The sequence below is a fragment of the Nonomuraea sp. NPDC004186 genome (assembly GCF_053603495.1).
This window is the reverse complement of sequence record NZ_JBSGFQ010000157.1, coordinates 1-23,970: the sequence shown is the minus strand read 5'-3', so window position 1 is coordinate 23,970 and position 23,970 is coordinate 1. Positions and strand designations below refer to the sequence as shown.

General features: G+C 67.3%; 21 protein-coding genes and 2 pseudogenes. 11 read left to right on the top strand and 12 right to left on the bottom strand.

Features of this window, described 5'->3' with window-relative positions:
• On the bottom strand, positions 1–238 hold a 238-nt coding region (locus tag ACWEPL_RS58685; protein WP_452441819.1), incomplete at its 3' end, for a CBS domain-containing protein.
• Positions 239–461: 223 nt separating this feature from the next.
• Between ACWEPL_RS58685 and ACWEPL_RS58680 the strand changes: the two genes are divergently transcribed.
• The gene (locus ACWEPL_RS58680; RefSeq protein ID WP_452441818.1) at positions 462–623 is read left to right on the top strand and encodes a hypothetical protein; all 162 of its coding nucleotides are present in this window, start codon (positions 462–464) and stop codon (positions 621–623) included.
• A gap of 180 nt (positions 624–803) precedes the next feature.
• Here ACWEPL_RS58680 and ACWEPL_RS58675 read toward each other — a convergent pair whose 3' ends face one another.
• The 4 genes from ACWEPL_RS58675 to ACWEPL_RS58660 all read right to left on the bottom strand — a co-directional run bounded on the left by ACWEPL_RS58675 (position 804) and on the right by ACWEPL_RS58660 (position 4,706).
• Complete coding sequence (locus ACWEPL_RS58675; RefSeq protein ID WP_452441817.1) at positions 804–1,610, bottom strand: sigma 54 modulation/S30EA ribosomal C-terminal domain-containing protein; 807 nt, start codon at positions 1,608–1,610, stop codon at positions 804–806.
• Positions 1,607–1,870 carry a hypothetical protein gene (locus ACWEPL_RS58670; protein WP_452441816.1) on the bottom strand — a complete coding sequence of 88 codons (264 nt, stop codon included), beginning with the start codon at positions 1,868–1,870 and terminating at the stop codon, positions 1,607–1,609. Before ACWEPL_RS58670 ends, ACWEPL_RS58675 begins: the two co-directional genes overlap by 4 nt.
• Before the next feature lie 749 nt (positions 1,871–2,619).
• Positions 2,620–3,999, bottom strand: a complete 1,380-nt coding sequence (locus tag ACWEPL_RS58665; protein WP_452441815.1) for an MBL fold metallo-hydrolase RNA specificity domain-containing protein — start codon at positions 3,997–3,999, stop codon at positions 2,620–2,622.
• A 17-nt stretch (positions 4,000–4,016) separates the two neighbouring features.
• A complete protein-coding gene (locus ACWEPL_RS58660) occupies positions 4,017–4,706 on the bottom strand; it encodes a CBS domain-containing protein (RefSeq protein ID WP_452441814.1) in 690 nt (229 codons plus the stop codon).
• Positions 4,707–5,119: 413 nt separating this feature from the next.
• On the opposite strand from ACWEPL_RS58660, the gene ACWEPL_RS58655 reads away from it, so the two are divergent.
• Positions 5,120–5,293, top strand: coding sequence for a Glu/Leu/Phe/Val dehydrogenase dimerization domain-containing protein (locus ACWEPL_RS58655; RefSeq protein WP_452441813.1), 174 nt, complete (start codon positions 5,120–5,122; stop codon positions 5,291–5,293).
• A gap of 286 nt (positions 5,294–5,579) precedes the next feature.
• Here ACWEPL_RS58655 and ACWEPL_RS58650 read toward each other — a convergent pair whose 3' ends face one another.
• Positions 5,580–5,864 carry a DUF1540 domain-containing protein gene (locus ACWEPL_RS58650; RefSeq protein ID WP_452441812.1) on the bottom strand — a complete coding sequence of 95 codons (285 nt, stop codon included), beginning with the start codon at positions 5,862–5,864 and terminating at the stop codon, positions 5,580–5,582.
• Positions 5,865–7,129: 1,265 nt separating this feature from the next.
• Between ACWEPL_RS58650 and ACWEPL_RS58645 the strand changes: the two genes are divergently transcribed.
• Both ACWEPL_RS58645 and ACWEPL_RS58640 read left to right on the top strand, forming a co-directional pair.
• Entirely contained in the window at positions 7,130–8,467 is a 1,338-nt protein-coding gene (locus ACWEPL_RS58645) for a phosphoribosyltransferase family protein (protein WP_452441811.1), read from the top strand.
• 155 nt (positions 8,468–8,622) lie between these two features.
• A pseudogene (locus ACWEPL_RS58640) lies at positions 8,623–8,910 on the top strand (RtcB family protein); the annotation flags it as partial.
• A gap of 159 nt (positions 8,911–9,069) precedes the next feature.
• Here the strand turns inward: ACWEPL_RS58640 and ACWEPL_RS58635 are convergent.
• Positions 9,070–9,801, bottom strand: a complete 732-nt coding sequence (locus ACWEPL_RS58635; RefSeq protein ID WP_452441810.1) for a DUF305 domain-containing protein — start codon at positions 9,799–9,801, stop codon at positions 9,070–9,072.
• A gap of 332 nt (positions 9,802–10,133) precedes the next feature.
• On the opposite strand from ACWEPL_RS58635, the gene ACWEPL_RS58630 reads away from it, so the two are divergent.
• The 5 genes from ACWEPL_RS58630 to ACWEPL_RS58610 all read left to right on the top strand — a co-directional run bounded on the left by ACWEPL_RS58630 (position 10,134) and on the right by ACWEPL_RS58610 (position 13,844).
• Entirely contained in the window at positions 10,134–10,463 is a 330-nt protein-coding gene (locus ACWEPL_RS58630; protein WP_452441809.1) for an SHOCT domain-containing protein, read from the top strand.
• A gap of 52 nt (positions 10,464–10,515) precedes the next feature.
• Complete coding sequence (locus ACWEPL_RS58625; RefSeq protein WP_452441808.1) at positions 10,516–10,713, top strand: hypothetical protein; 198 nt, start codon at positions 10,516–10,518, stop codon at positions 10,711–10,713.
• Positions 10,710–13,337: a heavy metal translocating P-type ATPase gene (locus tag ACWEPL_RS58620; protein ID WP_452441807.1), complete on the top strand. Its 2,628-nt coding sequence runs from the start codon at positions 10,710–10,712 to the stop codon at positions 13,335–13,337. The genes ACWEPL_RS58625 and ACWEPL_RS58620 overlap by 4 nt, the downstream gene beginning before the upstream one ends.
• 182 nt (positions 13,338–13,519) lie before the next feature.
• Positions 13,520–13,714, top strand: a complete 195-nt coding sequence (locus tag ACWEPL_RS58615; protein WP_452441806.1) for a PadR family transcriptional regulator — start codon at positions 13,520–13,522, stop codon at positions 13,712–13,714.
• On the top strand, positions 13,707–13,844 hold the full coding sequence (locus ACWEPL_RS58610) for a hypothetical protein (RefSeq protein WP_452441805.1): 138 nt from the start codon (positions 13,707–13,709) through the stop codon (positions 13,842–13,844). Before ACWEPL_RS58615 ends, ACWEPL_RS58610 begins: the two co-directional genes overlap by 8 nt.
• A 747-nt stretch (positions 13,845–14,591) precedes the next feature.
• Here the strand turns inward: ACWEPL_RS58610 and ACWEPL_RS58605 are convergent.
• The 4 genes from ACWEPL_RS58605 to ACWEPL_RS58590 form a co-directional block, all read right to left on the bottom strand.
• Positions 14,592–19,346: a tetratricopeptide repeat protein gene (locus ACWEPL_RS58605; RefSeq protein ID WP_452441804.1), complete on the bottom strand. Its 4,755-nt coding sequence runs from the start codon at positions 19,344–19,346 to the stop codon at positions 14,592–14,594.
• Positions 19,347–19,670: 324 nt separating this feature from the next.
• Positions 19,671–20,210 (bottom strand): LGFP repeat-containing protein, encoded by a 540-nt coding sequence (locus ACWEPL_RS58600; protein WP_452441803.1) that lies wholly within the window; start codon positions 20,208–20,210, stop codon positions 19,671–19,673.
• Positions 20,211–20,219: 9 nt separating this feature from the next.
• Entirely contained in the window at positions 20,220–20,732 is a 513-nt protein-coding gene (locus ACWEPL_RS58595) for a hypothetical protein (protein ID WP_452441802.1), read from the bottom strand.
• A 5-nt stretch (positions 20,733–20,737) separates the two neighbouring features.
• Positions 20,738–21,145: a DUF4158 domain-containing protein gene (locus ACWEPL_RS58590; RefSeq protein WP_452441801.1), complete on the bottom strand. Its 408-nt coding sequence runs from the start codon at positions 21,143–21,145 to the stop codon at positions 20,738–20,740.
• A 605-nt stretch (positions 21,146–21,750) separates the two neighbouring features.
• On the opposite strand from ACWEPL_RS58590, the gene ACWEPL_RS58585 reads away from it, so the two are divergent.
• Both ACWEPL_RS58585 and ACWEPL_RS58580 read left to right on the top strand, forming a co-directional pair.
• Positions 21,751–23,229 (top strand): multicopper oxidase family protein, encoded by a 1,479-nt coding sequence (locus tag ACWEPL_RS58585; protein WP_452441800.1) that lies wholly within the window; start codon positions 21,751–21,753, stop codon positions 23,227–23,229.
• A 39-nt stretch (positions 23,230–23,268) separates the two neighbouring features.
• A complete protein-coding gene (locus ACWEPL_RS58580) occupies positions 23,269–23,415 on the top strand; it encodes a putative PEP-binding protein (RefSeq protein ID WP_452441820.1) in 147 nt (48 codons plus the stop codon).
• A 5-nt stretch (positions 23,416–23,420) separates the two neighbouring features.
• On the opposite strand, the pseudogene ACWEPL_RS58575 reads toward ACWEPL_RS58580, so the two are convergent.
• Positions 23,421–23,771, bottom strand: a pseudogene (locus ACWEPL_RS58575) (pyridoxamine 5'-phosphate oxidase family protein); the annotation flags it as partial.
• Between the last annotated feature and the right edge of the window lie 199 nt (positions 23,772–23,970).

Genomic DNA, 23,970 nt, shown 5'->3' with positions numbered 1-23,970 from the left:
GGCGCAGCCGGGTACGCAGAGGCGGGCGGTAGCCCTCACCGTAGAACTGCTCGCGAAACTCCTCTTTGCACAGCAGGTCGGCTTCGGAGACCACGTCGATCACGTGGTTGTCATCGTCCAGGACCGGTACGGCGCTGACGCCGTTGCTGACGAGGGTTTCGGCGAGTGCCTTGAACGGGGTGGTGGCGGTGACGGAGACGACCTTGCTCGTCATCACGTCCTCTACGGTCATGCCCATGGCCGGTCAACTCTTTCCTGCTCCTGTACGAAGACGCCTCGTACTTCCCGGTTGCTTTCATCACAGCTCCAGGCGAAGGCGGGAAACAGGGCCGGAAGTCCCTAGGGGTGGTGACCAGCGTCCATGACCATCGCGACACCGGAGCCCTTGCTGGGACTTTCGACCCACCTGAGCAGGCCGATTGGCCGCTGTTCACACCGGCTGCCGGACAGATACTTGCGCTATGAGCGGTGCGCTGCTGACGGATCTGTACGAGCTCAAGATGGCCGCAAGCTACTTGCGCCATGGCATGACCGGCCAGGCCACCTTCAGCCTCAACGCGCTCAAGTTGCCGCCAAGCCGCGGGTTCCTGGTCACTGCGGGCCTGGCCGCGTGCCTCGATTGATCAGGCGGTCGCACAGGTATTCACAGAAGGACCGGCTGGCGTGGCCAGGTAGCAGGGCGACCTTTGAAAGGCTCCGGCTGCTTGTGCATCGGAGTGCGCAGCGGCGAGTTCGTGATCGATCTCCGTAGCCGGCAGACCTTCCGACAGCAGGCGTGACCAGCGTCGAGGAGGCCCGGCTGATCACCTGCTGGGCATGATGAGGCCGTAGTGGCCGCCGTAACGGTGGTAGGCGAGGCTGCCCCGCCCAGTGCTGGCGTCGGCGAAGAAGACGAACGGCATACCGGTGGTTTCCAGACGCTCGACCGCTTCACTGACGGAGAGGACGGGTGCTGGAACAGGGCTGACCGTGAGTGGGATCGACACCGGGCCGAGTTTGTGGGGCATGGGGGCGATCTGCGCGAGCCGGTAACCGTCCCGGCTGTGGTAGATGACGCTGTCCTGGCCGGTCTCCGCCTCGGTGAACAGGTAGAAGTCGTAGTCGAACTGTTCCATGTCGAAGGCCGCCTCATCGGGCGTAGCCCAAGTCAGCTCGTAGGCCTTGTGCCGGACGATCTCGCGTTCTCCTCCGATCCGGGGGGAGTAGGGCAGCGGGCGACGGTGAGGACTGGAGCGCCGCCACTCGTAGTCGACGTCCTCCGGGCGTCGCCCACGCAGGTTCTCCCCGCCCCTGCCAGCATGGCGCAACCGGACCCGGAGCCGGTCGCCGAGCAGCCGGATGGCTTGGTCCATGGACTCGGCGACCGCCTGAGCGCGGACGAACTGCCCGCTGACGTTGATGTTCGCCTGCGCGGTGCACGGACAGAACACAACTGGATCGGCCGTGGCACTGAGCTTGACCCGGGCAAAGAGCACTGGCTCGTGGGCGAACGATGTCGCTGCCGCCACCACCTCGCGGGCATCGTCGACCGCACCGGGCGAAATGGCGCCGCGTGTTTCCACCTGCACCTCGCGGGGGTCAAGCGTTACGGAGGCGTGTCGATTGCTCATGCCGTGCCACGTCCCTTCTGGTGAAAGCCGACAGCAAGCAGAAGTTCGTGGGCGAGCCGCGCGGCCTGCTCGGGGTGTACTTGCCCGGGCTCCTCCATCGGTCTGGCTTCCAGAGCGTGCGCGAGAGCGAGAGTGGCTTCGGCCAACGCTTGGATCTGCTGCTCGGCTTTGCTGACCCGAACCTTGACAAGGTTCAGTTCGAGCTCGAGCGGATGCGTCTCCTCGGTTGCGGAAACCGCATCGGGCTTGGGTTGAGACATCAGGACCATCTCCCAGGAAGCGCTCTCCTTTCCTACCCTTGCCAGGGCCGGCATTTGTATCACAGGGGCTTACGTCCTTCGGTGGCAGGTCCATGGTCCCCATCGACAAGGATCGCTCCGGTGCCCCGAGGTCTCCCGCATTCACGTCTGCAGTCGACGATCGCCCGCTCCGCGCTTGGCCGCTTGAACGGCGTCTTCGGAACATTCGGTACGCACAGGCATCTGTATCGCCGGGCCATCGCGCCGGTCGACCAGGACCACACGCAATGCCCGGCGGAACCGCCAAGACGGCCGACAGCTTCAGTGAGGGCCGCCACAGCGCTCGTCGCCGCACAGGCCCTCTCGGAGCTCGCGACGCCGACCGGTGACCTGGAGGGCCGGCGTGAACCAGCCAGGCATGAGGGAGTACACGGTGCACGGCCGAGCGGCTGCTGCGCGGCACAGCTTGCCGCGCAGCAGCCCATCGCCAAATCTCGGCTCGCACCACTTCCACTGCGGGGGCGCCATACATGAGGCGAACGGGCGCGGCACTGCTCTTGTCACCCAGGACAGATGCGCATCCGTGGAACCCTTGGGAAGCATCGCGATCAGCACATATATCCGACAAAATACACAATGTCCAATATGTCTTTAATTTAACAGATGCAATTATTGTCGTTTCGTCACAACACTCTTCGCCTTTTCCTGCGGCGCCGAGGAGGCAATAAGGACGGCACTTGGCTCTTCTTGATCCGCCAGACCAGAAAGACTCAGAGCAGAACGTGCTCGTCCGGAGCGGGGACGATCGCGTGCCAGCCCAGCTCGTCGTGGATCCTGCCCCGCAGCGTGGCGGCCGCGTCAGGCTCGCCGTGGATGACGTAGGTCACCTGGGGCGGCCGGTGGGTGGCGCGCAACCACGCGATGGTCTCGTCGGCGTCGGAGTGCACGGAGAATCCCGGCAGGTTCACGATCTCGGCTCGTACGGGCACGTAGCGGCCGTGGATCTTGAGCGCGGTGGCGCCGTCCACCAGGGCTCGTGAGCGGGTGCCGAGCGCAGCGAAGCCCACGATGAGCACGGTCATGCGCGGGTCCGGCAGCAGGTGGCGCAGGTGATGCAGGACACGGCCGCCGGTGGCCATGCCGGAAGCTGAGATGATGATCGACGGCTGGTCGGGTTCGTTGACGCTCATCGACTCCTCGACGGTGCGCAGCTCCCGCAGCCAGCCAGGGTCCAGGACATCGCGGGTGAGCCCTGGCCGCAACTCTGGCGAGCCGGCGGCGATCGCCTGCAGGTACACGTCACGGGCGGCCAGTCCCATGGGGCTGTCCACGTAGACCGGAACCTTGGCGATCATGCCCTTCTGCCGGAGCTCGTGCAGCCGGTAGACGATGACCTCGGTACGGTCGACGGCGAAGGCGGGGATGAGGACCGAACCGCCGCGGCGCACCGTCCGGTTGATGGCCACGGCCAGGTTCCACAGCGTGCGGGAGTCGTCGTGGCGGCGGTTGCCGTATGTCGACTCGACGAGCAGGATGTCGGCCCCCTGGAGCGGCTCCGGTGGCTGGAGCAGCGGATGGGCGGCGCGACCCAGATCTCCGGTGTGGACCAGCGTCGCGCCTGCGGGCAGGGTGATCTCGCTCCACGAGGAGCCGAGGATGTGCCCGGCCCGGTGCAGGCGGAGCCCGATGCCGTCCAGTTCGGCAGGCTCCTCGTGCTCTAGGGGTACGAACAGCTCCAGGGTCTTCTCGACGTCCTTCTCGTTGTAAAGCGGCAGGGCCGGACGGTGACTGGACCAGCCGTAGGCGTTGGCGTGTTCGGCCTCGTCGGCCATCAGCCGGGCGCTGTCGCGCAGCACGATCGCCGCCAGCCGCGCCGTGTCCTGCGTGGTGCGGACCGTACCGCTGAAACCCTGCCGCACCAGCGCGGGCAGATAACCGCAGTGATCCACATGCGCGTGACTGAGCACCACCGCCGACACCGACGCCGCCGGGACCGGGAACGTGGCCCAGTTCCTGCGCCGCAGCTCCCGCTGGCCCTGGAACAGCCCGCAGTCGAGCAGCACACGGTTCCCGTCAGGCAGTTCGAGCAGGGACTTGCTCCCCGTCACGGTGCCGACGCCGCCGAGGAAGGTCAGCTTCGGCGACCCCATACCGCTCCTCCCGCTGGTCATGCCTGTGCGTCGTCGTGTTTCCACTGGAGCTGGTCGATCACATCGACCACTCCGTCAACGCGTGCGATCAGCCGTACGGCGAGCAGCGCCCGGCTGCGGCGGTCCATATAGCCGCTCAGCGTCACCACTCCCTGATGCACCTCGACGTTGACGTCCGCGGTCTCCACCAGTAGCGAGCGATTCAGGACGTCCTCGCGGAGCTCGTGCGCGATGTCGGCGTCGGCGCGCACGAACGCTTTGAGCAGGTCGCGTCGGCTGACGACGCCTTGCAGCGTGCCGTCGTCGTCGACGACGATCAGGCGTTTGATGCCGTGCTCGTCCATCCGGCGGGCGGCCATCACGGCCGAGGCGGTGGCGGGCACGGTCACGGCGGGCGCGGTCATCAGCTGCGCTGCCGTGTTCCCAGTGGCCTTGCGCTGGAGGTCGGGTCCTTCTTCGGACAGGCGGTGGCGCAGGCGGGCGCGCAGCGGTGGTTTGTAGCCCTCCGCGTAGTAAGCCTCGCGAAATTCCTCCTTGCGCAGCAGATCCGCCTCAGACACCACACCCAGAACGTGGTTCTCAGCATCAACCACCGGCACGGCGCTGACGCCGTGCGCTATGAGCACTTCGGCGATGTCCTTGAACGGCGTGCTGCCGTTGACCGAGGCGACCTCGGTGGTCATGATGTCCTGAACTTTGACTCGCATGGCCGCTCCTCCCTTCGAGACATCCCTGCCCTCATCCCAGCTTGGGACGCGTCCTCGCAGGCAGGGGCGGAGGTCCCGCATGGTGAAGCCGTTCGTCAGGCGTGCTTCAGCGACCGTCCCCAGCGCCCCCTGGCCCGCTGGGGAATGCGAGGTCGTCGGTACAGGGCTTACGAGCTGGCCTGGGTCACGCCCGGCGACGCGGCCTTCGACATGAAGTAGCCCGAATATGACGTCCGCCTTCGCGTGAGCGGAACGATCATCGCTTATCGCAGGCAGTCGCTTATGAGGCGCCGTGCCAGAGCAGCCGGTGACGTGAGAACGGACCGGGGAAGGACGCGACTGTCACGCATGAAATCAATACCAGATGGGTGGCCGACAATCTTGGGCCGGTGACGGTGGTAGATCTGCGCCCCATGCCACGAATGCAAGCGGTCGTGGTGGTGGACAACGTTGCCCGGGGGCCGGCGCTGGGCGGGGTGCGGCTCACCCCGTCGGCGGAGCCGGCCGAGGCGGTCCGCCTGGCCAGGGCGATGACCCTGAAGAACGCGGTCGAGGGCCTGCCATACGGTGGAGGAAGGCCGGGTTAACGCTGGGAATTGAGCGGCTCACCAAGCGCATGGCTTTGGCTTCCGCATGGTTCCCTCGTCGGCGTGCCCTCACGATAGCCGTTCTTGACATCCAGATAGGCAGGGTCCGACTTCCTGACCTTGCCTCGGTCATCCGAGCGATCGCACCACGCGCTCACGCAGCATCGGGCGGTCCCGCCGCCGTACGTGACGCGGCCGGAGAGTCCCGGAAGACATCATCGATGACGTCGCCGGCGGGTTCGCTCGAGTCTTCGCTGGCGCTGTCTCGCTCGGCCCGAGTTGCTGCTCAGGCGGGCGAGTAGGTGAGGCAGTCCGCCGCGTTCTCCACGTAACCGACCGTGATGTTGGGGGCCTTGCATTCCAACTGACTGTTGTGCTGACAATCGGACATCTTGCATGCGCCGACGTGGCCTACGGTGGTGGGATCGCCTCCTTTGGACGGAGCGCTGAAGAAGGTGTCGCAGTGAGCATGACCGACGTCACCTATGGTGATGGCCAGTGCGTGGCAGCGGCGGTCGGTGTTGTACGCGCACGCTTCCGCTTGGCATGTGTTGACGACAGGCATCTCCATCGATACTCCCCCGAACGGTGGCGTAAGGCCGAGGCCAGTGGGCGGCCCCTTAGAGCCGCTCAGTGATGCTGCCCCAGTTTCCGAGGGTTGACTCTGTGCTGTCATTGAGCATGGTGAAGTCTTGGCATTGACGGTGGTCGCGCAGTTCCGGCCATATGTGGAGCGCGTCGGTTGGTGCGCCTTGTCATTACCCAGGCGCACATGGGAAGGCTGTCCGGTCGGGCAATGGAATGCGACCGAACAGCCTTGGAGTGGAGACCCCGCCGGCCTGTATGGCCGTAATCAATTGGACGCGTAGCGTTATGCGCGCCCCGTGTGTCCCGCGTGGCACAGGGGCCGGGTTGTCGGGTCCGCGTCGTGCCAGGGGCTGCCGTACGGGGGCGGGGAAGTCCAGCCGTGCGGGGACGACATCCCCCCGAGTGCCGTCCCCGGTTGGACCCATCCTCGGCGACCGTCCAGAGGAAACCGGCGAAGGTGCTTCTGGATCGTGCCGGTCGGCCTTCCTGTGGGTCTGTTGAAGGCCGCAGATGTCATCATGCGGTTCGGGGCCGCCGATGTGAAGCATCATGGAGAGGGGTTCGGCAGAGGCATATCCAGTTTTGACCCGGGCAGGATGGGCGACGGCCTCGCCTGGGCTTGATCTCGCTCATCTCCCCAGGCGGGGTTCTTGCGCGCGGCAGCCGAACTTTGTGCACGTCGTAGGGCAGTGTGCGCGAAACAAGAGGAAGTAGACAGATTCCACTGCCGAGGGACGCGAGTGCCCTGGGATCTACGGTCCTCGGGCAGCCACCCTCAGCAAACGGCAGCGGCGAGTGCTGATCGATGTCTACGAGTCGTTCCACGGGCAGGGCCCGGCCGGTATGCCGACCGGTGGAGCTCGCTCCACGGCGAAGATTCGCACAGGTTCGGCGATGGATGGCCACTCTTGCTCGGGCATCTCGTGGTCTGCTGCCTTACCGACCATCCGCCATGCCGACGAGGGCTTTTCGGCCGGCCAAGCGATAACCCCTCGATTCGGTGACGCTCAGGCACGCCAACGATCCTCACATGGCTCTTGAGGTGTTCCGCGCCGACCGGCTACAAGCCGCCGTCGTCGGCGAGGGCGATGAGCCGAGTCGTCCAAGCGGGCAGGTTGTGGCGGCCACGGCTCAGCGCGGATTCATGGAAAGGGACCTTAGGCCCTACCTCCGCACTCTCCTACCCCCAGATGGTGGTAAGGGGTGTTCCTTCACCGCTGCAGAGGGCTTGGGGAGGTGTGAGGCGTCATGTTCGTTGATCGTCATGATGCGGGTGTTCGTCTGGGCCAACGGCTGGCTGGACTCGTCACCGATGAGGATGTGGTCGTCCTCGGGCTGCCCAGAGGGGGCATACCTGTGGCCTTCGAGGTGGCCCAGGCGTTGGGTGCGCCGCTGGATGTGATCGTGGTCCGCAAGCTGGGAGTGCCTTTCCAGCCCGAGCTGGGATTCGGTGCCGTCGGAGAGGGTGGCGTGCGTGTGATCAATGCGGATGTCGTCCGGTTGGTGGATGTGACGCGCGAGGAGATGTCCGAGGTGGAGGAGCGCGAGCGGGCCGAGGTGCTGCGCCGTGTTCGCCGCTTTCGGGGCGGTCGCGCACCGGTCGCCCTTGCGGGCCGTACGGTCGTCGTGGTGGACGACGGGATCGCCACGGGCAGCAGCGCTCGCGCCGCCTGCCAGGTGGCCCGTGCACGCGGGGCCGCACGAGTGATCTTGGCGGTCCCCGTCGGAACGCCGGACACGATCGCGAGCCTGCGTGAGGACGCCGACGAGGTGATCTGTTTGGAGACACCCACCGTTCTTTGGGGCATTGGCACCTGGTACGTCGACTTCACCCAGAGCGCCGACGAACGGGTGGTCGAGCTGCTGCAGCGGGCCGCACCTCCAGCCGCCAAGGGCGCAGTGCCCGGGAAAGAGCACGCGGTGAAATCTGATCCGCCGGAGCCTGCCGACGAGGTGACAGTAAATGCGGGTCATGTCCGGCTGCCGGGGCAGCTCGTCATTCCGCAGGGGGCCCAAGGGATAGTGATCTTCGTGCACGGTAGTGGTAGCAGCCGGCACAGTCCTCGTAACCGGTACGTGGCTTCGGTACTCAACCGTGCGGGTCTGGGTACTTTGCTCTTCGACCTGCTCACGGTCGAGGAGGAGTACGACCGCGGCAACGTGTTCGACATCGAGTTGCTGGCCGGAAGGCTCGCGCAGGTGACGAACTGGCTGAGTGATCAGCCTTGGGCCGCGGTGCTACCGGTTGGCTATTTCGGAGCCAGCACCGGGGCGGCGGCCGCACTGTGGGCTGCGGCGGAACCGGGCAGCCGGGTGGCCGCTGTCGTCTCACGAGGCGGACGGCCAGATCTGGCCGGAGCGCGACTGGCGGCGGTGCGGGCGGCGACGCTGCTGATCGTGGGTGGCTGCGACGAAGTGGTGATCGAGCTCAATCAGGCAGCACAAGACCGGTTGACCTGTGAGAAACGGCTCGAGATCATCCCTGATGCCACACACCTGTTTGAAGAGCCCGGGGCCCTGGAAGCCGTCGCCGACCTGGCACGAAACTGGTTCACCGACCATTTCAGCAGGACGCGCGTGGGATGAGAGCTTCCGGCGCTGTCTCCGCCAGCGCCGGGCCATGCACACATGGCTCTTGAGAAGAGCCTCATCGCATCTGCGCCATTGGGGCGAAAGTTGGGCACACAATACAACTCGTTGAGGAGACGCCCTATCGCTTCCGCATCGAGCGGTACGGGTCGATGCGTGTGCCCGGCGTCATACCGGCCTCCCGAGAACTGCTTCCGGAGGACCAGGCGCTGCAGCAGATCGTCAACGTGGCTGCCCTGCCAGGTATCGTCCGTGCCTCCTACGCCAGGCCTGACCTGCACTGGGGATACGGATTCCCGATCGGCGATGTGGTCTCCCCGGGTGGGGCCGGTTTCGACATCTCCTGCGGAGTGCACCTGCTCGCGGCCGACATCGATCGCGACCGGCTGGCGACTCGGGTGAACCACCGGCTCCTGGATCGCCTCGATCACGTCATCCCGCAGGGTGCCGCGCGTGAGGCCGTCTGGCACCTGGCTGGGCGGACACAGCTGGAAAGGTCCTGTACGCGGCGCCCGGTACGCGGTCGAGCAGCGCCACGGTGTGGCGCGGGATCTGGAGCACGGTCGTTGGCTTCCTGCGAGTGCAGGGTGTCCGCTGAATCAGGTGCCTGTCGGCGAGGGCTCCGTGGGCGTCGACTGGCCGGGCGTTCCCGGCATTTGCGGGCCCGGCGTCATGTCCGGCATGTGAGGCCCTGGCGTCGTACCGGGCATGCCAGGCACTCGCGGGATACAGGGCATGTTCTGTTCTCCGAACCACTGGACCAGGTATCGCCGCATCGTGCGGACCTCCGCCCACTGGTCGTTGCGCACGGTGCGGGCGAAGCCGGCGACCTCGGGATGCTGCGCCTCACCGTGCATGAGGAGCTGCTGCGACATCATGATCGCCATCATGTGGTGCGGGATCATGTGCTGCAGGAACGTCTTGTCGAGCTGATCTCCCGAAAGCGCCGACAAGTCGGGCATCGTGGTCGCGCTCGGGCTCGGCGTTGGGCTCTGCCGGTACCACCGCTCCAGCCAACCCCTCATCTTGCCGACCTCGGCAGTCTGTGTCGTGACGATCGACTGCCCGAGCCGTCGCATCTCGGGCCGCTCGGAACGCTGCAGTTGCCGCGCCGCGGTAATGGCATCCTCGTGGTGCGGCACCATCTGCGACAGGTAGTCGTACTCGCTGGTGATGGGATGCATTCGCCCCATGCCCGGGCAGGTCGGCTGCATACCCGTAGGAGAAGGACTTGGGGACGGCATCGGCGGAGACGTCATGGCCGCCGCTGTGGCCCCCGAGACTGCGGTGATGGCGGCCAGCAATGCCCCCGCGGTGATTCCGGTCTTCATGGAGTGTCGCTTCATGCGTCCCCCTAACGCCGATCTGACACCTACACCCACGGTAGCCTCACTGCTCTGACCGGCCGATGGGAGGTCCGCCGGCCCCCTGACCGGACTGCCTGCCGGGAGCCGCGCGCTCCGCTGACGCGAGCACCACTCCCAGGGGCTCAAGGCGGTCCACGTCCGTCTGGCGCTGACGAGGTGGGCGACACCGCAGGATCGGCCGGGGCTATCCCGGCGCGCCCACGAGAACGCGTCACCCGTCGTCGTTTGTGTATTGCTTCGGCTCAGGCCTCGGCGTTTTCCGACTAATTGCTCTCGGATCAGGGACGAAGGTCTCTGTGTCCACGATCGGTCGCCCGCACAGGATGAAGGAACCGAACGCATCCGAGGTGATGACGATGATGTGGTGGGGCGACAATGGCATGGGTGGCTGGGGATATGCACTCATGGGACTGGGCACCGTGGTGTTCTGGGGATTGGCGATCACGGCGATCGCGCTGGCCGCCCGTCACGTGGGCAGGACCACCAGCACGGGGCCCGCTGCCCCGCTGCCGACGGCGGAGGAGTTGCTGGCGCAGCGCTACGCACGAGGCGAGATTGACACAGACGAGTACCACTCCCGGCTGGACACCCTGCGGGGCCAGCATGACCACCCGGTTCGCGGCTGACCGCGGAACGCCTGTGATCAACGTCCGGGACGGGGCCAGGTGATGCGACCACATGGTGCTGTTCGCCGGCGCGCCGGTGACCACGGTCCTCCTGGTGGCACTTGTTCTGGCGTGCCCGTTGATGATGCCGATGACGATGCGGTCCATGGGCGGCGAGCAGGCCGGCCGCCAGCGCCACCAGATGCTTGAGCACGACCCGATGCCTGAGCACGGCCAAGCCCGGAACGTGAAGGGAACCGATGCGTCATGACCGCATCCGACTGGATGGTCATTGCGGTTTCAGCGGGGCTGCTCGCCTTCATCGCCTGGCACTTCTTCGGCCCGAGAAAGAGCCATCTCGCGGACCTGCACGAGGGAGTGCAGGAGATCGAGGTCACCGTCAAGGGCGGGTATTCGCCCGACGTCATCCGCGCCCGCCAGGGTGTTCCGCTGCGCCTGGTCTTCGACCGCAGGGAAGGCGGTGAGTGCACCTCGCACGTGGTCTTCCCTGACTTCGGGGTCGACCGGGTGCTGCCCGCGTTCCAGCGCACCGCTGTCGAGTTGACCCCGTCCGAGGCCGGCGAGTACGGCTTCGCGTGTGGCATGAACATGGTGCGCGGCCGCCTGATCGTCGAACCTGGCACCGACGACCAGCCCGCACATGGTGAGACGACCGTGAACCCGCACTCCGAGAACACAGCGGACCGGGACCGTGTCGGCGTACCGAACCTCGCGAATGCGGAAGGCGGAGACGATGCCGAGGCGGCCGAGCGGCGGGCGGAGATCCGGGACCTGTCGCGCCGGGTGCTGATCGGCACGGTGCTGACCGCACCGGTGGCGCTGGCGGTGATGGCGCACGAGTTCTTCGGCGCCGCCTGGGTGCCGGCGTTCCTGTTGGAGCGCTGGGTGCAGTTGGTGCTGATCACACCGGTGATGTTTTACACCGGATGGCCCATCCACCGGGTGGGCTGGCTGAGCCTGCGCCACCGGGCGGCCGAGATGAACAGTCTCATCACGCTCGGCACGAGTGCCGCCTACAGCTACAGCCTGCTGGCCACCGTCGCCCCAGGGCTGCTGCCGCCGGCGCTGCGGGACGTCTACTACGAGGCCGTCGGCGTCATCCTGACGCTGATCCTGCTCGGCCGCCTGCTGGAGGCCCGCGCCAAGGCCGGCACTGGCGAGGCGATCCGCAAGCTGATCGGGCTGCAGGCCAGGACCGCCCACGTGCGCCGCGGCGGCGCCGAACGGGAGATCCCCATCGCCGAGGTCCTGCCCGGCGACCTGGTGATCGTCCGGCCTGGCGAGAAGGTTCCGGTGGACGGCGTGATCGCCCAGGGCCGCTCGACGCTGGATGAGTCCATGGTCACCGGCGAGTCCATCCCGGTGGAGAAGGAGCCCGGCGACCAGGTGGTGGGCGCGACCGTCAACCAGACCGGCGCCTTCGCTTTCCGAGCCGAGAAGGTCGGCGCCCAGACGGTGCTGGCCCAGATCATCCGCCTGGTGCAGGCGGCGCAGGCGTCCAGGGCGCCCATTCAGCGCCTGGCCGACCTGGTGTCCGGCTACTTCGTCCCGGCGGTCATGGCCATCGCTGTGGTCACGTTCGCGCTCTGGTACGTCGCCGGGCCGGCACCCGCGTTCACGCTCGCCCTGGTGGCGGCGGTCGCGGTGCTCATCATCGCCTGCCCCTGCGCGCTCGGCCTGGCCACCCCGCTGTCGATTATGGTGGGCACCGGCAAGGGCGCCCAAGCCGGCATCCTGATCCGCGACGCCGCCGCGCTGGAGAGAGCGCACCGGCTCGACACGATCGTCCTGGACAAGACCGGTACCATCACCTGCGGCCGGCCCGCATTGACCGACGTGCTCCCCGCCGGCGCCCGGACCGAGAACGACCTGCTCCGATTGGCCGCCTCCGCCGAACGCCTCTCCGAGCACCCGCTCGGCCAAGCGGTGGTCACCGGCGCGGCCGAACGCGGTCTGGTTCTGACCGATCCCTCCGGCTTCGGGTCGGTGACCGGCCAAGGCGTCTCCGCCACCGTTGAGGGCCACCGCGTGCTGATCGGCGGCCACCGGCTGCTGTCCGCTGAAGGGGTCGAGGTGGCGCCTCTGGAGGCGACCACGGACCGGCTCGCCGCAGCGGGCCGTACCCCAATCATGGTCGCCGTCGGCGGCGAGCCCGCCGGGGTGCTCGGCGTCGCCGACACCGTCAAGGGCGACTCCCGCGACGCCGTGGCCGCGCTCCAGCGGCTCGGCCTGAACGTCGTGATGATCACCGGCGACAACCGGCGCACCGCCGAGGCCATCGCCCGCCAGGTCGGCATCACCCGTGTGCTGGCCGAGGTGCTCCCCGAGCGCAAGGCCGCCGAGATCGCCCGGCTGCAGGGCGAGGGCCGCCGGGTCGGCATGGTGGGCGACGGCGTCAACGACGCGCCCGCCCTCGCCCAGGCCGACGTCGGCTTCGCCATCGGCACCGGCACCGACGTAGCGATCGAGGCATCGGATGTCACCCTGATCTCCGGGGCGCTGGAGGGCATCGTCACCGCAGTCCGGCTTTCCCGCGCCACCATGCGCAACATCCGCCAGAACCTGTTCCTGGCCTTCGTCTACAACGTGGTCGGCATTCCCATCGCGGCTGGCGTCCTGTATCCGTTCCTGGGACTGCGGCTCTCGCCCATCATCGCCGCCGGCGCGATGGCCCTGTCCTCACTGTCGGTCGTCGGCAACGCCAACCGGCTGCGCCGCTTCACCCCGCCGGGCCTGCCCCCTACGCCGCAGATCCCGGCCGGTCTGGCCGCCACCGTCGAGACCGGGAGTGAACCGGAGCAGGCAGCCGATCCGGCCTGTGGCATGCAGGTCGACACCGCCACCGGGTCCGTCGAACGAGACCGATCACGGTAGTCGGACGCGATGCAAATGTGACAGTACGTCTGTGGGCCGCATGTGCGCCCAGCTCGCTGCTCGCCCGGCCCTGCACTGCTCAAACAACGAGTGACCGCGCCGTTCCATGGGGGAGGCCTAGCATCGGTGGCCGATATCGGTTTCGTCATGTGCTGGGACCCGAATGGGGATAGGGGGCGGGGATGAGGGAGTTCCAGCGCGGGGCGGTGCGGCCGCACATCCTGCACCATGCCGCCGAGCAGGACATTCACGGGGCGTGGATGACCGAGGAGCTCAAGCGGCATGGCTATGCGATCAGTCCCGGCACGCTGTATCCGACGCTAGCGGCACCGGCTGGAGGCCGACGGATTGCTGTCCTCGCGGCAGGAGGTGGTTGAGGGCCGAGTGCGGCGGGTCTACCGGGCCACCGAGGCGGGGGTGGCGGCGCTGGCCGAAGACCGCAGGGCGCTGCTGGAGCTGGCGCGTGAGGTGCTGCCCGAAGCGGACTGGCCGCCGGGGACTGTCTGAGCCCCTGGGCGTGGGACTGCCTCAGTGCGCCTGTGTCTCCGAGCGCTCGGGTTCGTGCTCACCAGCGGCACGTAGCAATCATTGGGGCCGCTGGCACGTTGGCGAACCGCAGCGATTTCCAGATACCCCTTGATGGCGCCCACCGGTGTTACGAGATGATCTACCAGGGGCGCATGATCTCGTTGTCCTCGTGTTCCAGCATGTGGCAGTGCTGGATGTAGGTGATGGGGAAGACGGTGCGGGTGCCGGCGATGCCGTCGATGGGCGGGGTTCATCCAAGCGCAGGACGATCCGGGTGACCATGCCGGGAAGGGTGACGATGGTGCCCTTCCAGCCCTCCTCCTCGGCTGCCGAGGGCGTCACCGGGCCGTTGAGGTAGCGGTTGTGACTTGGATCGTTCGACGTCGTGATTTTGGGATCGCTATTTGTCGTGGTCACTGGTTCGCGATCTTGATGCTTTGGAACTGTGGGCATGCAGTTGCCGCAGGAACCGCGGACCAACATCAGCCCTCCAGGACGGGCTGCCTGCGGATGCTTCTCGCAGGCGAGCCATGGCAGTCGAGCTCAGGCCCAGGCGCAATCACCACCGGCATTGCATTCCAGCAGCAGCAGGAGGCGCGCGTCCGCGAGGTGCGCCGTGATCAGGCACGCAGGGCGGCGGTCCGGCGCTCCATGGTGGCTCGGCCGTGGCCAGGCGGCGACGGGAATGACTATCTACCGCAGAAGCGGCCGCTTGCGTCAGGAGCCTCACTCGATGACGAGCAGGCGGTGGCCGCCCAGGTGAGCCGACAGGTCCTGAAGGAACTCCGGAGTCAGTGGCGGCTGGTCCCAGAAGGACATCATGAGATGGGCGCGGATCCATCGCGTGTCGCCGAGCCACTCGTGCACGGGGACATGCTCGCCGCAGGACGTGCAGGCCGGGCGCGGGGGCCACCACCGTTGCGCGAGGTAGAACGGCCGCACGAAGTCGTCCCACGCGGGCGTCGCCACCCCGTCCGCGCGCATCGCGATCCGGTGCTCGCATCTCGGGCAGGTCATCGCATCGAGCAGCTCCGGAACACAGATCTGGTCGATTGCCAGCTCGGAGGACACCTCGCACGACACCGCATCGGCGGTGACGACTCCGGTGGAGATCAGCCAATCTCTGACCGGCTCGGCCCACGCCTGCTCGGTGGCGTCCAGGTCCACCACCACCTGGCGGCGGGCGGCCGATTCCGAATCCGTCATTCGCCGCTCAAGCTCGAGCAACTCGTCACAGGGGGAGATCTCAGTGGCCGCGTCGAAATCGGCGAGCGCCTTGCCTAGGTCGCCCACAGCGCGGTGGACGGCGGCCCGCCTGGCGAGGTTCCATGCGTCGCCGGGCGCAAGCTCCACAGCCCTGTCCAGATCCGCCAGCGCCTCCTCATAGCGTCGTAATGCGTGGTTGGTGACGCCGCGCAGGGCGAAGGGCAGCTCCTGGTCCGGCGTGAGCTCGATAGCGCGAGTCAGCACCTCGCGTGCCTCGGCGTGACGCTCGAGCGTGAGCAGGGACGCACCGCGGCCGACGCAGCTGTCGGCGTCGTCGGGCACCAGCTCGTAGTCGGCGGCGGCTTCCTCGAAATGGCCCAGAGCGTAGTGGGCCCTGCCACGGATGAACCGGGTCACCGTGTTTGCGGGGTCGAGCTCGAGCGCGCGGTCGAAGTCCACCAGCGCTTCCTGGTAACGGCCTTGGCTGTGATAGACGTCACCGCGACATGTCAAGGCCCATGCCGAATCAGGTACCAGGGTGACGGCACGGTCGAGATCGGCCAATGCTTCCTCATACCGGCCGAGTCCGTGAAGGACAGTGCCGCGCGCGATCAGGCCGTCGGCGTGGTCGGGAGCGTGTTCGCGGATGCGGTCGAGGCCGGCCAGCGCTTTTGTCACATCCGCGGGATTCAGTTCGACAGCCCTTGTGAAGTCGGCGATCGCCTTGTTGTGCTCCCCCAGGGTGAGGAAGGCGCTCCCGCGTGCCGTCCTGGCCTCGCCGTTGTCGGGATCCATGTCGATGGCCCGCGTCAGGTCAGCAACGGCTTCGGCGCAGCGGTCGAGCTTTTCGAGACTGTCGCCGCGAGCGGCCAGCGCCTGCACGTGGCCAGGGTCCAGCTCAATCGCCCGCGTCAGGTCGGCGACGGCCTCGGCGTGCCGGTCCAACGCCCGATAGGCCAGGCCGCGTACCACGAAGGCATACAGACCTTCCGGTGCCAGCTCGATCGCTCGCGTGGCGTCGACCAGCGCTTCCTGGTAACGGCCCTGGCTGTGATAGACGTCACCGCGACATGTCAAGGCCCATCCCGAATCAGGTACCAGGGCGACGGCACGGTCGAGATCGGCCAATGCTTCCTCATACCGGCCGAGTCCGTGAAGGACAATCCCGCGCGAGATCAGGCCGTCGGTGTCATCGGGTACGCGGTCCAGGGCGTCGTTGAGATCGGCCAGGGCCTCCTCCCAGCGTCCCACTTTGCGGTAGGTGTCACCACGTCCGGTCAGCGCCCAGAGATAGGCGGGGTCGAGGGCGAGGGCGCGGTCGAAGTCGGCCAGCGCCGCGTCGTAGCGCCGCAGATCCTTGTGGAGTTCACCGCGGTAACCCAAGGCCAGGGTGCTCTCAGGATCCAAGTCGATCGCCCGGTTGAGGTCCGCGATCGCTTCCTCGCGGCGTCCCAGCATGCGATAGATCTCGCCGCGCAGCGTAAGCCCATAGGGGACGGTTGCGAGTTCGAGCCCGCGGTCGAGATCAGCCAGCGCTTCCGCCATCTGCCCGAGCGCCTTTTTGCCATCGCCGCGCAAGACCCACGGCCGGAAATCTTGGGGGTTCAGGTCGATGGCCCGCGTCACGTCGGCGATCGCCTTGTGGTGCTCCTCCAAGAAGAGGAAGGCGCGCCCCCGTGCTGTCCACGCCTCGCCGTTGCCGAGGTCCAGATCGATGGCCCGCGTCAGGTCAGCGACCGCTTCCGTGTAGCGGCCGAGAGCCTCAAGACTGTGGCCGCGGGCTACCAGCGCTTGCACGTAGCCAGGATCCTGCTCGATCACCCGCGTCAAGTCGGCGATGGCCTCGACGTTACAATCCAACGCCTGATGGGTCAGGCCCCGTACCAGGCCGGCATACAGGTCACCTGGTGCCAGATCGATGGCTCGTGTGGCGTCAGCCAGCGCCTCCTCCCATCGCTCTTGCTGACGATGCAGGTCAGCGCGTCGCGCCAGTGCCCACGCGTAGTCAGGCGCGATCACGATTGCCTGATCGAAGTCCGGCCCGGCCTCGTCCAGGCGCCCCAGCTCCCGATTAGCCTCCCCCCGCAGCGCCAGCGTCTGCGCATCCGCGGGCGCCACCTCAAGAGCCTGACCCAGCGCTGCCACCGCCTCGTCGTAGCGCCCCAACCCGCTGAGAATCTCACCGCGGGTCCTCAGAGCCCAGGCGTACCCGGGATTGATGGCGATGGCGGCCTCGAGGTCGGCCAGCGCGTCATGCGGCCGTCCGAGTGCCCGGTAGGTTTCGCTGCGGCGGGCCAGGTCCCAGCTATCCCCGGGGGCTAGCTCGATGGCCCGCGTCAGATCGGCCAGCGCCTGGTCATGGCGTCCGAGGAGTCGATAGCTGTTTCCACGCAGGCCTAAGTCCCAGACGTTCTCGTGCTGGGCGAGGCACTGGGTGTAGTCGTCCACCGCCTCGGCGTACCGCCCCAGGTCGTACAGCACGTCGCCACGCTTGGACCGCGCCCAGGTGTAGCTGGGTTCGAGATCCAGCGCTGCGGACAGGTCGGCCAGCGACTCCTGAAGGCGTTCCATCGCGTAGTAGACCGTGCCCCGGCCGCCAAGCGCGTCCACAGAGGCAGGGGTGAGCGTGCATGCCGTGTCGAAGTCGGCGAGCGCCGCATCGAGCCGCTCGGCGATCCGATGCTCGTTGCCGCGCACGCAGTACGCGAAACTCAGGGCGTCGGCCGGTAGCTCCGGCTGGCGCATGAGGATCTCGGCGAACTCCGTCACATCCGACGCCGGCACCAGATCATCGGCCAACCGGCGCAGCCGCGGATCGCCCGTGTCGCTCCCTGCGGCGGCGACCGCCTCGCGCCAGCGGCGCGGCGGCGCGATCCCGCCCATGCACGCGCGCGTCCCGGTCTGCAACACCTCGGGCAGCCGCCCGGCCGGGTCCGCACACGCCCGGTGATACATGCACTCCAGTGTCGGCTCCACCCAGCGTGGATCGGCCCACCCGCTCACCTCATCCAAGCCCAGCGCGTCGAGCCGCTGGCCGTGCACCTGCGCGAGCCGGTCATGCAGCTCGCGCCAGCGCCGCGGCGACCGCTGCCGGCTGAGCCTGACCATCGGCTCGCGAACCACGTCGTGGTATCGCAGCCGACCACCGGCCTGCGAGACGAAGCTCTGGCCGCGCAGCCACTCATAATGCGCGGCCCCCTCGCCCTGTCCGGCCAGCACCGCCACCACATCCTCGTCGAGCTGCCGGGCCAACGCAGCGGCCAGCGCGAAGGCCCTCCTGCCCGGGTCCTGCTCCCACTGCAGGAATCGGTCGACCAGGCCGCCCGACGGGTCGCTGATCGCCTCCGGCGCGGTCGGGGGATGCGTGGCGAGCGTGGCCACAGCCAGCGGCAGCCCGCCGGAGACGGCCAGAATCGCCTCGATGACCGCCTCGTCCACCACGGCCTTGTAGGCCAGCAGCTGCCGAACCTCGATGTCGGTGAAGCGGGTGAGGGAGACGCCGGCCACCACGCTCAGGTAGGGCGCCCATCGGTGCGGGTCGAGCGGGTCGCGGCCCGCAACGATGACGACCAGGTCCAGCGGCACGGCGCCGTGCTGGCCGTCATAGAGCGCACGCAGCCAGCCGTCCAAGTACTTTCCTGTGCGCTCATAGGTGTCGAAGAACAGCGCCACCGGCTTGTCAAGCTCGCGCAGCCCTTCCAGGAAGGCGCGGGTAAGCTCGCGCTCAGGAGCGGCAGTGATCCGCGCGTCGTCACGCCGGCGGATCTTGTCGGCGGCCGCGACCCGCAGCTGGTTGACCTGCTCTGCGTCGATCGCGCGGGTGACCATGCCAGAGCCGGGGACCAGCGCCTCGACCACGCCCGTCGCCATCCTGGTCGCGGCCTTGGTGACGACGTCGGCGGCCCCGTCGCCTGCCTCCCCCTGAACGCTCTTGAGGTAGGCCGCGTGCAGCCTGGCGAACTGCTTCAGCCGCGCCCCCCACCGGTCGAGCTGGTCGACGATCGCGGCCATGGCCTCCACGACCGTGTAGGCGGACTCGTCGGCGCGCGCCGTCAGCCAGCCGCACTCGCTGGCCGCCTCAGCCATCCGGTCCAGCAGGAAGGTCTTGCCCATGCCGCCATCGCCGTGCACGTTGAACAGCAGCATCCGCCGCTCATCGTCCAGCGGCAGGTCCAGGTTCTCCCTGAAGAGGGCCAGCTCACCGGCCCGCCCCACGAAGGTGGCCCGCTGCCGCCGCTTCAGCACATCCTGGACAGAACGCGGGGTGTCCGCCATGGCATCCATCCCAGCCGATCAGAGCCTACGACGCAATGCGCCTTCAGCCCACCGAGCCAAAGCCGACCGCGGCCATCGCCATCGCCTGTCATCTCTCCGGAGCCACCGCTCCCGCTGTTCACCCTGACCACCTGGGTGCATGGCTGAACGGTCATGTCGGCGAACGTGCATTCGGCTGCGGCCGACGCGGCGGAGGCCGTCGGGCGGGTTGCCGCCTCCGCTGGGACGGCGCCGGCCATCAGCCCGGCGGCGATCAGTAACACGGTCGTGGTGTGCTTGCGCATCGAAGCTCTTTCAGACAAGGACGGTCATGAGTGGTGGTGGCTAGAAGTCGGTGGTGACCGAGACGGTCCAGTCCCGGCGGCAGATGTCGCCGATGAGCCGGTCGGTGCAGCCGCGGACCCGGAAGGTGTAGCGGCCGGGGCCGTAGTAGGAGACCGCGCCGCGGGTGCGGGGACCGTTGCGGTAAGTGAAGACGCCGTTGGCGATGTGCGAGGAACGCACGGCGACCTTGAAGTAGTCGTAGTGGAACGGGTTGGTGGGCCCCCACCGGAAGTAGGCGGTCTCACCCTTGTGGTAGGCGGCGATGATCATGCTGTGTCCCTGGTCGGGAGTCCAGGCGATCTGGCCGCCGGCGAAGCTCTGGCGGCGGGCGGTGCTGTTGGACACCATGTACTCCACGCCCTTGGGGCAGCCGAACACGCCGTCGGCGCCACCAAGGTTGCGCCAGTAATCGCCGATCCCGCCGTACGGCTCGATGGAGCAGCCCGAACCGGCGGACGCGGCGGCCGGGGCGGCGGGTGCGGCGGCCAGCAGCGCGGCGGCCAGGGCAGGGATGGTCAGCACGGATGACAGGCGGATCATGATGTCTCCTCAGACGGCGGTGTTGTGTGATACGGGATGGGCTGAGCGGGCTGTCCAGGTCAGGGCCAGGCCCGCCAGCACGCCGCCCGGCCACGGGGGCTCCAGGAAGGCCGAGACCAGGCCGGCCAGGACGAGCAGGACGCAGGTGCCGCGGGAGATCAGCCGGTGACGCCATCCGGCCACGGCCAGTCCGATGAGGCCGGCCAGTAGGAGGAGTTGTTTGGGCAAACTGATCAGGAAGCTGTAGAGGGTGGGCTGGTCGACGGCCTGCCGGGCTTGGGCTTCGGTGAGCCAGCCCAGCAGGTGCGGGATGCGGGTGACGTGCACCCACATCAGTCCGGCCACCGCGCAGCAGCCGGCGGCCGTCAGGTAGAGCGCCCACCGCGGCAGGCGAGCCAGTGCCGGGGCGGCGGGCAGCGTGATGGCCAGGCAGGTGAAGGCGATCGCGCCGAGCACGTTGGCGATCAGCACCACCGGGTGGCGGCCGGCTTCCAGATGGGTGAGGCCGGGAAGGACGATCACGCTTGCTACATGCATGGCCGAGCCGAGCGCGCCAAGGAGGCCGGCAGCGACAACGGTGATCGTGGTGGGTGCGGCGGCGGAGCCGGCGGTCGATGCGGGTAGGGATGGCGATGCCATGCTGAGCTCGTGTAACGCTTCACGCAGGACGGATCCTCGATCCCCAGCCGGGCGGCGACGACGCCCAGGACCTCGTTCGGCACCTCCAGCGGGTCGGCCAGGAAGCACCCCAGGTAACGAACGGTCACGAGCTGAAGAGCGAAACCGCACCTGATGTGCTGGCCGCGATGCCCTTGATGAGGGCCATGTCCTCGTTGTCGAGGAAAAAAAATCTTCTCCATCTCGGCCCGGGAGGGCGGACCGGCATAACGGCCATACTTCGCCGCTTCCGAGTCGCTCAAGAAGTCGACAGGCATGCACGCAACGTATGACCCAACAGACACAGCGTCATCGAGACAATACAACCGTTACCAATCGTTACCAACCGTCACGCGACGTAGATCAAAGTTGCGCTGTGAGATCGACCGGAATCCGGCGTGAGCCTCCTCTGCAAGCGGGAGATGCCAGAGGCTCGCTGACTAGCGGGAACCCCGTTAACGCCGGATTCCGTTCCAAATCCCTCTGACCCCCGCAGCAGGCGCGTACCGGCTGCCAGAGCTTTCCGAGGCGCACGCGCCGGGTCTTCGACCACCCCGGGCCTCGCGTCAAGGCAGCCTCACCTGACCTCGGCGAGCACGTCGATTCCCGCAACGAGCTACGGGTGATCATGGATGCCTCTTTGTCTTCGTCGGGCCTCGCACACGCCTGTTCGCTTCAGCACTCAGGCCACAGGAGACGGACCGGATACCGATATCGCCCTTCGACAGCAGTGTCGGCAGGTCGCCAGGGGCTATCACCTGCGGCGATTACTCACGGTCGTAGTGTGGGGGCGAAGAGTTCCATATGTGGTGGGTTGCAGGCAAAGCGCACCGCACAACTGCCGCTGCCGAGGTGGCAAGGGAGTGAAAAGCGGGAGGAGACCATGTCGATCGCTCGTCGCGATGCGCTCAAACTGGGCGGTGCGGCCCTGATTGCCGGAGGCGTAACCAAAACACTCTCCGCCGTGGACTCCACCGCAACCGCCTCTGATTTCGCAATGTTGGGCACGTTGTTGGGCAAGGCCGATTACACGCTGCGGATCGCAACCGGGCTCGTCGAGCTCGCGCCCGACACGATCATCTCCACCACGACCTACAACGGTCAGTTTCCCGGGCCGCTGATCCGGTTGACCGAAGGCCGCCCGGTCGTGGTCGACGTCCACAACGACACGGATACGCCTGAACAACTGCACTGGCATGGTCAGATCGTCCCTGCCGACGTCGACGGGTCTGCGGAGGAGGGCACCCTGTACATTCCGGCACATGGCATGCGGCGCCTGTCGTTCACCCCCGGACCGGCGGGTTTCCGCTTCTACCACACCCACGTGGTGCCCCGTGATGATCTGTCCAAGGGCCAGTACGGCGGCCAGGTGGGACCCGTCTACATCGAACCCAAGGCCAACCCGGGCGCCTACGACCAGGAAGTGTTCCTGGTGCTGAAAGAGTTCCAGCCCGTCTTCAGCAGCGGCGGCGACATGGCCTCGGACTTCCTGGCCGGTTTCCCGGTGCCGGGCCTGCGGCAGAGAGGTGAGGAGGCGATGGCCGACTCCCTGCGGCGGGGCATGCCGCACGGTTATGAGGTCGGCTACAGCGCCTTCAGCATCAACGGCCGCAAACTGGGCCACGGCGAGCCGATCAAGGTCAAGGCCGGTCAGCGCGTGCTGTTGCACGTCCTCAACGGCAGCGCCACCGAGATCCGCAGCCTTGCTCTGCCCGGCCACACCTTCCGGGTCGTCGCGCTGGACGGCAACCCGGTGTCTCGGCCGGTCGAGGTGCCGGTTTTGTGGATCGGCACCGCCGAACGCGTGTCAGCGCTGGTGGAGATGAATCATCCCGGCGTGTGGGTGCTGGGAGATCTGTCCGACGACGACCGCAACGCCGGCATGGGCACGGTGGTGCAGTACGCCGGCCGCAAAGGTTCCCCGCAATGGAGCACTCCCGCCAAGTTCACCTGGGACTATCGCACCTTCGCTCGGCCCGGCCCCGCGACCGTGCGGCCCGACCATGTGATCGACAAGCGCAACGCCGCCGACCAGGGGTTCAACATCTGGACCCTGAACGGCAGAGCGTTCAACATGCGCACCAACGGGCCGATCCTGCCGGTCGAGCGCGGCAAGCGCTACCGGCTGCGCTTCCGCAACGCCACCGACGACATCCACCCCCTCCACCTGCACCGCCACACATTCGATGTCACCCACATCGCTGGCACGCCCATCCACGGCCTGCTCAAGGACGTGGTCATGCTCGGCGGCTACCAGAGCCTCGATTTCGACTTCACCGCCGACCAGCCGGGACTGTCGCTGTTCCACTGCCACCAGCAGATACACATGGACTACGGATTCATGTTCCTGCTGCGCTGCTGACGCCTCGTGCGCGGCCATGACGGGCTGAAGGTCTATGTCATGGCGGAGATTCCCGCCAACATTGTGTTGGCGGACGAGTTCTCGGCCCGCTTCGACGGGTTTTCCATCGGCAGCAATGATCTCACCCAGTTCACGCTCGGAGTGGATCGCGATGCCGAATCCTGCTCGGCATCCACCACGGTGTAGTGGTCCCGGGTCCCCGGTGCCCAGGCCGTCAGCGGCAACGCCGTCAGCCGGTCGATCTCGTCCGGGTCGGTCACGGCTCGCGCGCGTCCCACCGTGGTGACAGACCAGCCGGTACGCAGTTCGGGGTCGAACTGGTTGGCCTCGAAGGCCACCACGGTGTGCCGGGTGGCGGCCGCCAGCTTCGACCCGATCGAGGTTCGGATCACGATGGACCGGCTGTTGAGATGGAAGTTGACCGGTTGGATGGCAGGGAGAGCGTTGTCGGTGAACACGATCCGTCCGATCGGCGCCGTGGACAGCAGGCCGAGGCACTCGTCCTGGGAGAGCACCTCGAGTCCGGACGAATCAAGCCGCATACCCCCAACATCCCCGCTCGGGATCATCCCCGTTTGAGGCCAAAGTCCCTGCTGTTCCGCGCCGGGCATGGCTATTCGGCCTGCCACGCGGAGTCGTCGATCTTCCAGGCCAGTTCGTCGGCCACGCTAATGACGCCGTTGACGTTTCCGACCACGCGGACGGTAATGGCGGCCTCGGCGCGGTGTTCCAGCCGGCCGG